General features: G+C 49.4%; 9 protein-coding genes and 2 tRNA genes. 3 read left to right on the top strand and 8 right to left on the bottom strand.

The annotated features are described in order from the left end of the window. Nucleotides 1-45: 45 nt before the first annotated feature. From BFW38_RS07790 to BFW38_RS07765, 5 genes are all read right to left on the bottom strand, one after another. On the bottom strand, nucleotides 46-996 hold the full coding sequence (locus BFW38_RS07790; RefSeq protein ID WP_068997878.1) for an ABC transporter permease: 951 nt from the start codon (nucleotides 994-996) through the stop codon (nucleotides 46-48). Then, entirely contained in the window at nucleotides 996-2,042 is a 1,047-nt protein-coding gene (locus BFW38_RS07785) for an ABC transporter permease (RefSeq protein ID WP_068997877.1), read from the bottom strand. The genes BFW38_RS07790 and BFW38_RS07785 overlap by 1 nt, the downstream gene beginning before the upstream one ends. A gap of 102 nt (nucleotides 2,043-2,144) precedes the next feature. Further along, nucleotides 2,145-3,701 carry an ABC transporter substrate-binding protein gene (locus BFW38_RS07780; protein ID WP_068997876.1) on the bottom strand — a complete coding sequence of 519 codons (1,557 nt, stop codon included), beginning with the start codon at nucleotides 3,699-3,701 and terminating at the stop codon, nucleotides 2,145-2,147. 649 nt (nucleotides 3,702-4,350) lie between these two features. Beyond that, a complete protein-coding gene (locus BFW38_RS07775; protein WP_084004526.1) occupies nucleotides 4,351-5,301 on the bottom strand; it encodes a class I SAM-dependent methyltransferase in 951 nt (316 codons plus the stop codon). Nucleotides 5,302-5,565: 264 nt separating this feature from the next. Next, a tRNA-Pro gene (locus BFW38_RS07765) sits at nucleotides 5,566-5,642 on the bottom strand. A gap of 329 nt (nucleotides 5,643-5,971) precedes the next feature. On the opposite strand from BFW38_RS07765, the gene BFW38_RS07760 reads away from it, so the two are divergent. The 3 genes from BFW38_RS07760 to BFW38_RS07750 all read left to right on the top strand — a co-directional run bounded on the left by BFW38_RS07760 (nucleotide 5,972) and on the right by BFW38_RS07750 (nucleotide 9,101). Beyond that, on the top strand, nucleotides 5,972-7,582 hold the full coding sequence (locus BFW38_RS07760) for a ribonuclease J (protein WP_068997874.1): 1,611 nt from the start codon (nucleotides 5,972-5,974) through the stop codon (nucleotides 7,580-7,582). A gap of 46 nt (nucleotides 7,583-7,628) precedes the next feature. Next, nucleotides 7,629-8,873: an HDOD domain-containing protein gene (locus BFW38_RS07755; protein WP_068997873.1), complete on the top strand. Its 1,245-nt coding sequence runs from the start codon at nucleotides 7,629-7,631 to the stop codon at nucleotides 8,871-8,873. Between the two features lie 137 nt (nucleotides 8,874-9,010). Beyond that, nucleotides 9,011-9,101: transfer RNA gene (locus BFW38_RS07750), tRNA-Ser, on the top strand. A gap of 140 nt (nucleotides 9,102-9,241) precedes the next feature. On the opposite strand, the gene BFW38_RS07745 is transcribed toward BFW38_RS07750, so the two are convergent. The 3 genes from BFW38_RS07745 to BFW38_RS07735 form a co-directional block, all read right to left on the bottom strand. Then, entirely contained in the window at nucleotides 9,242-10,117 is an 876-nt protein-coding gene (locus BFW38_RS07745; protein WP_068997872.1) for a hypothetical protein, read from the bottom strand. Nucleotides 10,118-10,363: 246 nt separating this feature from the next. Continuing rightward, nucleotides 10,364-11,044 carry a YbjQ family protein gene (locus BFW38_RS17675; protein WP_139116574.1) on the bottom strand — a complete coding sequence of 227 codons (681 nt, stop codon included), beginning with the start codon at nucleotides 11,042-11,044 and terminating at the stop codon, nucleotides 10,364-10,366. Nucleotides 11,045-11,172: 128 nt separating this feature from the next. Further along, complete coding sequence (locus BFW38_RS07735) at nucleotides 11,173-12,195, bottom strand: bile acid:sodium symporter family protein (protein ID WP_218186382.1); 1,023 nt, start codon at nucleotides 12,193-12,195, stop codon at nucleotides 11,173-11,175. Between the last annotated feature and the right edge of the window lie 60 nt (nucleotides 12,196-12,255).

Raw genomic sequence — 12,255 nt, 5'->3', positions numbered from 1 at the left:
ATCCCCTTTGTTTCATTGGGCCTAGTTCGGTTCGCCTGGGCTGAATTAACCTTTGTACAGCCGCGGATTCATCACATCTCGTAACCAGTCACCTAATAAGTTGACGACCAATACGAGCACGACCAGCACCAGACCCGGTACGAGGGTGATCCACCAGGAGCCACTTTGAATATAATCAAAACCTGATTTAATCAATGAGCCCAGAGAGGGTTGCGTCTCCGGCATCCCTAGGCCCAGAAAGGAGAGTGCCGCTTCGGAAATAATGGCGTTAGCAATTTGCACCGTCGCGATGACAAAAATCGGGGAGAGGGTGTTGGGCAAAATATGGCGGAACATGATGCGAGCCGAACCGAAGCCCATCACTCGTGAGGCATCGACATATTCTTTGCTCTTCTCGGCCAACACCGAAGCGCGTACCGTGCGTGCGATCTGAGGCCATTCAGCGATCCCGATAATCAGTATCAAGATCAGTACGGCCACCTCGCCGAACATTAAATTACCGAAGGTGGCTTTGAAGATCGCACCCACGACGATGGCCACCATCAGGGTTGAAAACGACAGCTGAATATCGGCTATTCGCATTAACACGGCATCAATGCGTCCCCCGTAATAACCCGCTAAAAGGCCAAATAGGATACCCAGCAGGCCTTGTAGCATGACGGCACCAAAGCCAATCAATAGCGAGACACGCGCGCCATAAAGAATGGTGGACAACAAGTCACGCCCTTGGGCATCAGTGCCGAGTAAAAAGGCGGGATCACTGCCTTCCATCCAGACCGGCGGCAGTTCAGAGTTCAAGATATCAATCTGGGCCAGATCGTAAGGGTCGGTTGGGGCAATCAGTGGGGCACTGAAGGCGGCCAGCACTAACGCCACAAAGATCAGTAAGCTGATCTGCGCCACCCGGTCGCGCTTAAAGCTATAAAATAAATAGGAGGCTCGAAAGCGTTGCCAACGCGTAGGCACCACTTGAGTTGTCGTTGTTGAAGGCGTCATCACTTCTTACCTGTCAGTTTAACCGTGGGATTGACCAGACCATAGATCAGATCAACCAGCGTATTCGTCACCACAAAAATCACCCCAACGACCATCAGGTAAGCCACAATCAGGGGGATATCACTGCGGGTAATCGCTTCTAAAAACATCAACCCCATACCGGGCCACTGGAAAACGGTTTCAGTCAAAATGGTGTAGGCCACCATGGTGCCAATTTGAACACCGCCCACCGTAATCACCGGGAGCATGGTATTTTTCAACGCATGTAAGAAATAAACGCGGCCCATGGGCAAGCCTTTGGCACGAGCAAATCGGATATAGTCGCTTTGCAGCACTTCTAGCATTTCAGCCCGAATCAGCCGAATAAACAGCGGTAGCATGATCGAAGCCAGTGAAATGGCGGGGAGAATCAAGTGGTTGAGACCATTAAGGGTCAGAAAATTCGTATCCCAGCTGCCGAATAAGTGGACTAGACTCTCGCCACGCCCATAAGAAGGCATGCCGCCATCCGTTGAAAAAAAGTCATTCAACCAAGCCCCCCAGCCAGTTTCCTGCGGAAACCAATGGACAGTGACGCCGATAGAAAACAATTGAATCAATACAATCGCCGTTAAGAACACCGGGATTGAAATACCGACAATGGACACCCCCATAAAGGCTTTGGAGAGCGGACTTCGGGGTTTGATTGCCGCATAAACTCCGATAGGAATCGACAGCAGAATGATGATCAACGCGGCGCAAATGACCAGTTCTAAGGTGGCTGGTAGGTGTTGCGAGATCACACTCAGCGCAGGCTCTTTGTAGAAATAAGAGTCGCCTAGATCACCTTGCAAAGCATGGGTGGCAAAGCGCCAATACTGCACCAGAAAGGGATCATTCAAGCCCAGTTCTTCACGTAAGGCGTCTCGTTCTTCTTGCGAGACGGATTGACCGACCATCTCACGTAACGGGTCGCCCAGGCTGTCTTGGATGGCGAAGCTGATCAAACTGATCACGAACATCACCAGCAGCGCATGGGAGATACGCTGGACCAGAAATGCAATCATGTAAAATAACCCTGAATGAAACTTGGGATCTCAGTACCACCGCTATAGGTGGCACTGAGATGCGGCTAAGGAATGGACTTGGTTGATTCCTTGATGGCTTGGTTATTCCTTGATCACCAAGTCGCCGAGGTAGGGGAAGTTCATGACATTGATGACGGGCTCAATCTCAACACCTTTTCGAGATGCCCAAGCCAGATCTTGCCAATGGAGTGGGATAAAGGCGGCATCATCGTAAAGTTTTTGCTCAATGTCTTTCAGCATCGCTGCCCGCTTGTCGACATCGGTCTCGGTGTTGGTTGCACGAACTTCACGATCAATGTCAGGGTTACAGTATTGGCCGGAGTTGTACTGGCCGCTGCCGGTGGCTGTATCTGGGCACATGGTCAGGAACTCGTAGAAGTTGGTGGAATCCTCAGTATCGGAGTGCCAACCAATCATCATGATATCTGCCGAGCGGTTGTCAAATTCTGGCCAATATTGGGCTTTAGGCAGGGTTTTGAGATCGACTTTGATGTTAATCCGCGCCAGCATGGCTGCAACAGCCTGGGCAATTTTGGCATCATTCACATAACGGTTATTGGGCGCCATCATGGTAATAGTGAAACCATCGGCGTAACCGGCCTCTGCCATCAGGGCTTTAGCTTTCTCTAGATCATAGCGTGGTTTGAGATCGGGGTTATGGCCCAGGTAGCCTTCAGGTGAGAGCTGCGCTGCGGGTGTTGCAAACCCCTTCATGATCTTGGCGGCAATCCCTTCCTGATTGACCGCATAAGCGATGGCCTGACGCACGCGGCGATCTTTAAAGGCCTCAACGCGTTGTTGATTCATCTGCATCATAATGATGCGAGTGCCACTCATGGTCACCAGCTCGGAATTATCATCGCGACGGATACGCTCTAGGTCAGTCGGCGGCACCGGGGCAATATAATCGACGCCGCCAGACAACAAGGCTGAAACGCGAGTGGCATTTTCTTTAATCGGCGTGAGGATGATTTTATCGACATTGCCAGGCGAGCTTTTGTCCCAGTAATCATCAAAGCGCTGGAACTCAACACGTACGCCTTGCTGGCGTTCAGTGACGGTGTAAGGACCTGTTCCGGATAAGTGTGTTGAAGCGTAAGAGTTACCATGCTTCACGATTTCGCTTTTCGGGTGCCCGCTCTCATCTTTACCGCTGTAAAAAGCGTGATCCATCGGGAATAGATAAGTCGCCGCGTTAAGCACCAGTGGATAAGGCTCAGCCGTGATCAATTCAAAGGTGTAATCATCAATTACTTTGATGCCGGAGAAGGGCGCAAAAATGGCCTTAAAATCCGGGCTGTTTTTCAAGCGCTCAAACGTCCAGGCCACATCTGTCGCCGTCAAGGTATTGCCGCTGTGGAAGTGAACCCCTTGGCGCAGTTTAAAACGCATGGTGTTTTCATCAATGCGCTCCCAGGATTCAGCCAAACGGGGCTCAAACTGGAGATCCTTCGTCCAGCGTACCAATGGATCAAACGTCATATGGGAGAGTTGCAGTGTCGCACCGGATAACTGCTCTTGAATGTCCAGTGTGACGGGGTCTGAATCATAAGCCATTCGAAGCGTTGTGGCCTGTGCCGTTAAGCTTCCCAAGGTCAGGGCCGCACCGGCGGCTAGAGCGGTTAAAGTTTTTTTCATGGGTCGATCCGTCTATTAAGTCGTCAAGTGTTTTGGTTATTGTTAGCTTTAGATTGTTATCAGTTTTTAAAGTGTGATTAAGGCTTGGATGCTGATGTGCTCGGTCGCAGCATGAGATCTAAGCCATGCGTGATTTGGGTCCCTATTCGGGTTTGTGGTTTGTTGTTGTTCTATAGACGCCTTGTGTCTCGCCTGTTGTCCGTTTAAAACAGCCGAATGTTTGAATTTCGAATCGCGCAGTGGAGGTGAGTCTCAATCCTTCAGCGTGATCCTTGCTATATTTGCACATCACGATCGACTGCTCATCATGCGGTCTCGTTAAATGAATGACCTTGTCATCCATCACTGTCGACTTTTACGCAACAGTTGACACGCTACCGACATGGTGTGTGATTAGGCAATCGAATTTACAACTGGTCTTAATTCAGATCATGAATGACTCTTTATGATGCTAAATGACCGATGATTGCGCTTTGTTGGCGCACTGATGACAAAAGGCCGCTTTAACAGGCCAGCAAGCGCGATCTTCGAATATCCTCTATCGCCTCAGCGGAGAAAACGTCCGTCTGAGGCGATGGGGTTATTGATCGTGGGGGTTAGACTTAATGCCTAGATGAAAGTGGCCGCATGATACACATGGCCCGAAAGGTTATGCTTCGCCGAGCTGCGCATGCAGTGCAATGATACGAATACGATCGCTTTGCAAGTTGTGAATCAAGTTATGGGTCATGCTTGTGAAGTCGGGGCCAAAGATCAGCTGTGGCGTGAGGATTGTCGGTTGCCCACGTGATTCGCGTTCTAAGTGTTTTTGCCGCCATTGCAGGGCGTTTTCGGAAATATCTTCAATGGCGTTAATTTGCCAGTGATGGGCCTCAAGTTGAGTGCTCAATGTATCCAGTGTCATCAAATGGCTATGGGCGGGTTCTCTTGCCCAAGGAACGGGCAAGAGTAAGGGCTCAGGGTTATCACCTTGAACAATTTCATGTAGCAATAAACGGCCTTGGGGTTTGCAGACACGACGGATCTCATGCATCAGCCGGGGCTGATTCTCAATATTCATTAAGGTATGTTGACTCCAAATCACATCAACACTTTGATCTGCAAGGGGAAGCTGGCAGGCATCGGCGGTTAAACAGCTCACTTTGTCATCTAACCCTGTGGCTTTATTGAGCCATTGCGCCATTTCAATAAAGCGGGGCGTTAAATCGACGCCGATGACTTGGCAACCCAGCTCCGCAGCGAGCAGTCGACTGGCACCGCCAGGGCCACACCCAATATCCAGTACTTGCTGTTCTTGTTGAATATCACCCCACTGTGCCAACTGGCGACTTGCATGCCGACCACCGAGGTGAAGCTGGTCAATTGCGGCAGTGTCATCAGGCGTGAGTTGCTCCGGATTCAGGCCTTCCGCGATCAGCGTTTCTCGCAAATGCTCAATGAGTTGTGCGGGGGCATAGTGTTGCTGTAGTGATGCTTGATATGGTGATGACAGTGCTGATGACGATTGTGTTTGTGATGATCGTGTTTGTGATGATCGTGTTTGTGTTGATTGTGCTTGTGATGATGCGGGGTCTTGCGACATCTGAGAGGGGGTCGGCATAGCAATGGCCTTCTGCTGAGTCTGGTGTTGATGAACGCTACATTGATCATAGGTGATCATGCGATCAGTTTTAATGACAGAGTTCAGTGCAAACACGCCCAGAAGCGATTGTCTAAAAGTGATGTTAAGAGGCGATATGAAGAGATTCTGTTAAAGATTCTTGGTATGCAAGTGCTTTTTGGTCGGGGAGAATTAGACTCAGGTGCGCCAGTGATCTTGAAAAGCAGACAAAAAAAAGCCAACCCGTAGGCTGGCTTTTTTTAATGGTCGGAGCGACAGGATTCGAACCTGCGACCCCTTGCACCCCATGCAAGTGCGCTACCAAACTGCGCCACGCTCCGTCATCGATGCTTCACATCCTATACTGCTAATTAGGCCTATGATCATTGGGGATTTATCATCATAGTGAATGGTGTTTTGAACACCTTTCCTGTGAGAGCGAGGCGTATTATATGGAGACTGTTTGGATTTGAAAACCCCTTTTTGAACAAAATTTTAGGAAATTTTTACCGGCAAGATCCGCTTCACTTTTGGTAGAGGCTTTTTCGAGTGCTGTGTTCATCGATTGTTGTGTTCATCGAGTGTTGTGTTCATGTTGATGGGTTGCGGCGTGACTGAGCTGAACAGCTGGCATACGATATGATCCAAAAGAACAGGAAAGGGGATCAATGTGAAACAACCACCCGATGAGTGGCTACACCATGCCAAAGAACCTTGTCTGCTGCCTTTAGGTGGTGCAGGTGAAATTGGAGCCAATTTTTATCTATACACTTATCAGGGCAGTTGGATCGCGGTCGATTGTGGTCAAGGTTTCTTAAATGATGCCCCTGGGGGGACAGGTACGACCGTACCCAGTCTTGATGCCTTGATCGATTTAGGTATTCAGCTGGATGCTTTGGTGATCACCCATGCCCATGAAGACCACATTGGGGCGCTGCCTCATTTGTGGTCACGCCTGAATTGCCCGCTGTACGCCACCCCTTTCGCTCAGCATCTGATTCGTGATCGGCTGGACAACCGCCAGACTTGGCCTGCGATGCATCAAGTGGTCGCCGGTCAATCTTATCGGATCGGTATGTTTGAGGTTGAGTGGATCCCTGTCACCCATTCGATTCCTGAAGCTTTTGGCTTAGCCATTAAGGCTGGAGATCGACTGATCTACCATACGGGTGACTGGAAAATTGACCCATCACCTGGGGTGGGTCACGGGTTGGCCACATCTCGTTTGCAAGCATTGGGGCGAGAAGGGGTCGATGTGGTGGTGGGGGATTCCACTAATGCACCGGTTGCGGGTCACAGCGTTTCGGAACAACAAGTCGCTCAGGGATTAGCTAAGACTATTCAACCGCTGGAACACCGGGTGGTTGTCAGTTGTTTTGCCAGTAATATTGCGCGCCTGGCTGCGTTGGGCAAAGTTGCTCAACAATCCCAACGTTTTGTCACCTTGTTAGGGCGCAGCATGTGGCGCCTCTATCATGCGGGTAAAGCCTGCGGCTACTTGAATGACTTCCCTAATCCCATCAGCCCTCGTGATGCAGGCTTTTTGCCTCGGCACGAACAGCTCTGGATCTGCACTGGTAGTCAGGGGGAGCCTGAAGCCGCCTTATCGCGTTTGGCGACAGGCCTGCACCCGAGCCTTGAGCTGGAAGCGGGTGATCATGTGTTGCTTTCGGCCAAAACCATTCCTGGTAACGAGTTGGCTGTCGAACGGTTGATCAACGCGCTACTGCGCCTCAAAGTGGATTTGATCACGTCGAGAAATGCGCTTATCCATGCGTCTGGTCATCCTTGCCAAGAAGAGCTTGCGTTACTGTATGACTGGCTCAAACCGAAACGCCTGGTACCCGTTCATGGCGAGTTTCGGCATCAGCAGGCCCATGCGCAACTGGCCATGCGAAAAGGGATTGAGTGCCAAATTGTGAGCGATGGCGAGCTGATGCAACTCGCGCCGACTTTACAGCGGCTGGGCGAGGTACCGCACGGGCGCTGGCTTGTGGATGGGCATCGCCTGCTAGCGCCGGATAGTGCCCTGCTTGACCAGCGTCGACAGCTGGCAGAGCAAGGTCTATTGCAAGTGCGTATTGGCCCTGGGGACACGGTCAAGATCCAAGCACCTGGGCTCAGTCTGGATCTAGCGACATTACACCAGTGGCTGCAGACCCAATTACAATCTGGTACACCAGCCAATCCGTCTCGGCTAAAAGTCCAACTGGAACGTTGGTGTTGGCAGCAATGGGGCAAGCGTCCCTTGATCCTGGTTGACCTGATCCCCAATGAATAACTTATCTAGCATTGTTTACGCTAGAGCCTTTTAGACAGGAGTTTTCATGAAGCTTGCCGATCTGCGTCACTTCGAACAGTTTCGCCGCTTGACTGATGAGCAGCTGATTCTGGTAAAGCCGCATCTTCGGGTTTACGAATGCCATGAAAAAGGTGAGCTGATTCTGCCGTTAGGCTCTTTTACCCCCCAAGAATTCTTTCTAATGAAAGGCAAAGTGGCGCTGCATGACGACCAGGATCATGTTGAAATCATTGAAGCAGGCTCCGAAAGAGCACGCTTGAGCCTGGCGCGGTTACGCCCTACACGTTACGAAGTCTTGGCTGAAGGGCCTTGCCGTTTATTGGTGGTGCATCCTGATTTGTTGGCTTCACTGGTTGAGAAAGCCGCGGCTCAAGCCAATGATTTCCAGTTACAAGATGCTGAAGCCCAGCAATTACTCATTGATATTCGCAAGGCATTGAGCTCTGGTCAGTTCCAAGTGCCCATCATGCCGGAGGTTGCACATAAAGTGCGCCAAATGGCGGATCGCGAGCCTGATTTGGCGCCGGAAGACTTGGCCCCAGTGATCGAGGCTGACCCTTTCATTGTCAGTCGCTTGATCTCTGCGGCTAACTCCCCCTTATACCGAGGTAAAACGCGCACCCGTAGCTGTATTGAAGCGGTCACCCGTCTGGGGATCAATGTCACCCGAGAACTGGTCTTGAGCTTTGCATTGCAGCAACTCTTCCATGGTCACAAGCGCTGGGTGAAACGAGATATCGAAGCCGCTTGGCGGCGTGCCATTGCCGTGGGCAGCTTATCGCAACTGTTGGCGCAGAGTTGTACCGAGCTTGATCCTGAGCGTGCCTTACTGACCGGGCTGGTGCACAATATTGGTGAACTCATGCTGCTCAGCTTCTTGGAAACCCGCGACCCAGCTAACGAAGTGCAAGTACAGCGCTGGTTAACTTTACTCGGGCTGCCCTTATCGGTCATTCTGCTGCAGTACTGGCGTTTTGATGAAGGCATCGTACAAACCGTCAAACATTGCCATGACTGGTTTATTCGTACCCCCGGCCACAAACCGCTTTACCAGGACATCCTGATTGTGGCGCAACTGCATGCCGCCATCGGTACTGACCGCCAGGTTGACCTCCCTCGGATGGATCAAGTCCCTGCGTTTGAAAAACTTGCCCCAGGTGGACTGACCAACCGAGCCCGCCTCAAACTCTCTGATACCTCACGAGCCCAACTGGCTGCCGTCGAACAGCTGCTGGGGATTAAACGCGACACCTCAGCGGAAGAGTCATGAGCCAGATTGACCTACTGATAACTAGGGGCTTGACAAGCCCGTAATCGCAACTTGCTGATACTACTGAAAGAATTTTAAAAAAATCTCAAAAAAAGGGTTGACCCCAAAAGGGCATATCAGTAATATTCACATCCGTCGGAGGGATGGCAGAGCGGTTGAATGCACCGGTCTTGAAAACCGGCAAGGGTTAATAGCCCTTCCAGGGTTCGAATCCCTGTCCCTCCGCCAATATTCCTAAAAGGGGCATCAGTAAAACTGATGCCCCTTTTTTCGTTGTGATCGTTGACTTTGGTCGCGGTAGATTCTCTAAGGTATTTTAGCCTCAGAAGTAGGCAGATAGCTTTGAGTTTATTTTTTGTAGGGGCTTTCTATCTATATATTGATTTTTTTTGGAAAGTTAATGAAGTGACTTTTGCCCAGTTATTATAAGATATAATAATTTCTGATTTCATTGCCGTTAATGTATTTTCTATTCCTTGTAGTTCTAGGTTTAATTTTTGTGTGTTGTTGTCTTTTTGGTGTTTTTTTGCCCGTTGTATTGATGCTTCGATATTGAAAATTTTGACTGATAAGCTGGGGGCTTTTTTTTCAAAATCAGTTATTTTATTGTATTTATTGATGAAGCTCTCTATTATATTGATGTCTTCAAAGTTTATACTGGTGGTTTTGTGAAGTATTGATTCTAAATGCCGATGTAAGTATATCAATATGTGTTTTGAATTCTCTATCTCATCTTCTAGCGCTTTTAGTTCTATGACTCGATGATGATCAAGTTGTTTTTGTGTTTGGCTCGACCGATGCATTGTCGCGTAAAAGGCAGCTAATGCAGCGCCACCAGCAAGGACTTTAGCGATAGATGTACCATTATTAAAGAATGTCTCAATACCCTGTTGAGTGATTACAAATGGTAGCGGGAATAAGACTATAGCAGCCATAAATAGGGCTAAGGATAAGACACTACCTATGATAAGGATAAAAGTCGCACTCGATTTGAGTTCAGCATCAATGGACCAGGAAGCTTTCTTATGAAGACATAATGCAACGGTAAGCATTAGGCCTCCTAATAATATGGCTCCTGCGCAATAGGCGTTATCCCCAATGTGAGATGCTGAACCGATGACACCCGCGATGGTCAGCAAAAGGCCAGGGCTAGCCAACCACCAAGTCATCGATGGAATTTTTTTATTTTCCGGTTGTTCGCAACTTCCAGCATGATGCTCCTGCTGCTGATCTTGTTCTGCCACTCTATGTCCTCTTCCTATCCCTACTTGGGTTTTCCCTTGCGCCTTCCTTCGGCATCCAGTTCAGGCCATTGTCTAAACGCCGTCAAGCACTTCCAGCAAAACTCAGCGTCACTAGGATCTTTCAGCGCATGATCGATCATTACACCTCAGTATTCAGGCCTCAAAGCATATAGCAACCGGCCATCACCATGAGAGACATGCCCTCCATGAGGCGATAGGCCGGGTGTTGATTCGTCTGGGGCCGTCTTATGATTCAGTCGGTTCAATCAATACGGCTGTACCTGTTACTGCAACGAACAGCATTGATTTCCCGCCGCCTGAGAACTCACTGTAATCAAGGTTGACGCCGATCACGGCATTCGCGCCTTTTTGGTTGGCTTCTTTTTTGAGGTCTGCAAGGCTGGCTTCACGAGCATCACGCAGAGTGCTTTGAATGGCGCCACTGCGCCCACCAGTCACATCTCTGACTGAAGCAAAAAGATCTTTGAGGATGTTCATGCCAAAAGCACACTCCGCACCGATGACACCTAAATTTTTGACGACCTTGTGGCCGTCTACCTCTGGTGTGGTTGTGACGATGATCTTTTCAAGATTTTTTTGCAGGTTGAATTGATCATCTACTGTGTCAAAGTGATTCTTAAAGGCTTCATCATCTGGGTTAACGTTATAGAAAGTATTTTCGATGTCGACGGGTACGAGTGATAGCCCCAAAGACCCAGACGTAACCGTTACTTTTTTTAGCTCGCCTTTTCGTACTAATGTGATTATGCATTCAGCGCCGTCGAGCATCTGCATGAGTTTGATAAGCCCATCTACTGAGTCGAGCTTATGTTGGTCTAAACCAATTAATACATCGTCTACGATAATGCCTGCTTTATGGCCATTGCCGTTGAAATTAAGTGTGTCTTGAACACGTAGGCCTTTCATTTATTTCTCCATCCGTGATTATTCTTCATTATTTAATGCCGAAACGTTGCCATAACACCAACATATACGGTTCTAGCCTTGAGGGAAATGCTAATGGGCAGACGTTGGGAGCGTCTGCCGTTTGGCGGTCAGGGGGTTGTGTTGCTTTCAAGGGGGGTGTCGGGGGCTTGTGCCGCGTAACGGTTGGCGAGGAAGGCGCAGTAGAACAGCTGTATCGGGTGGTAAAGCATGATGGGGAGTAGGATCATGCCGAGGTCGGGGGAGCCACCAAAAATCACTTGGGCCATGGGAATGCCCGCGGCAAGGGTTTTCTTTGTGCCGCAAAAGACAGTGGCGACTTCATCTTCATGATTGAACTTTAACCATCGCGAGCCATGCTGTAGCAGTGTGCAGATGATGATTAAAATGACACAGCAAATCAGGATTGAGCTGATCAGTGAGCTTAAGGAGAAATCTTGCCAAATATGGTCAGCGACTGAGTTACTGAATGCATTCAGTACGATCAAAATAATGACCCATTTATCGATTTTGCCGGTAATGGCCCGATAGCGTTGGAGTGGCGCGGCGAGAAAGGGGCGACAGAGTTGGCCAATGAGCATGGGGAGAAGCAGTGTTTGGGCTACGGTGGTGATGGTGTTTGAGAGTTCCTGAGCACCGCTGATGTGGGATTGAGTGGTGAGCAGCCCCATCAATAATGGGGTCAGTATCACGCCTAAGACACTGGAGAGTGAGGCGTTAAAAATTGCGCCGGGTACGTTCCCTTTGCCAATGGCTGTCATCGCAACGGATGATGAAATGGTGCTGGGCAATACGAGCAGGTAGCAAAAGCCAATGGCCAGTGAGGTGGGGAATAGGGCGTAAAAACCTTGATGGCTGATGATCCAAATCAGGGGGTAAATCCCAAAGGTCGTGATTTGAATGGCAAGGTGCAGGCGCCAGTTACTCAGACCCGAGCGAATTTTTTCTGGTGATAACCCAATGCCGTGTAAAAAGAAGATAATGGCAATGCCAATATGGGTGACGGTTTCAAGGTGTAGGGCACCTTGGTTCTGTCCTAAGGCTGGGGCGAGTATGGCAACAACAATGGCTCCTAACATGCCGACCAGAAACCACTCTTTTTTAATGATATTCAATAAATTGAGCATAAACATTGAGCTTGCTTTGATTGGACTGGATGCTCAGATTAAGGGGTACAGTTTTTCCTGCAATCG

Source organism: Terasakiispira papahanaumokuakeensis, assembly GCF_001709345.1.
In the GTDB taxonomy this organism is placed as follows: domain Bacteria; phylum Pseudomonadota; class Gammaproteobacteria; order Pseudomonadales; family Halomonadaceae; genus Terasakiispira; species Terasakiispira papahanaumokuakeensis.
The sequence above is the reverse complement of the archived record's forward strand: the minus strand, read 5'-3'. Positions and strand labels throughout refer to the sequence as shown.

Excerpts from the sequence above, each read along its gene's own strand:
- BFW38_RS07790 (WP_068997878.1), bottom strand. The coding sequence starts at position 996 with ATGACGCCTTCAACAACGACAACTCAAGTGGTGCCTACGCGTTGGCAA.
- BFW38_RS07785 (WP_068997877.1), bottom strand. The coding sequence starts at position 2,042 with ATGATTGCATTTCTGGTCCAGCGTATCTCCCATGCGCTGCTGGTGATG.
- BFW38_RS07780 (WP_068997876.1), bottom strand. The coding sequence starts at position 3,701 with ATGAAAAAAACTTTAACCGCTCTAGCCGCCGGTGCGGCCCTGACCTTG.
- BFW38_RS07775 (WP_084004526.1), bottom strand. The coding sequence starts at position 5,301 with ATGCCGACCCCCTCTCAGATGTCGCAAGACCCCGCATCATCACAAGCA.
- BFW38_RS07755 (WP_068997873.1), top strand. The coding sequence starts at position 7,629 with ATGAAGCTTGCCGATCTGCGTCACTTCGAACAGTTTCGCCGCTTGACT.
- BFW38_RS17675 (WP_139116574.1), bottom strand. The coding sequence starts at position 11,044 with ATGAAAGGCCTACGTGTTCAAGACACACTTAATTTCAACGGCAATGGC.
- BFW38_RS07735 (WP_218186382.1), bottom strand. The coding sequence starts at position 12,195 with ATGTTTATGCTCAATTTATTGAATATCATTAAAAAAGAGTGGTTTCTG.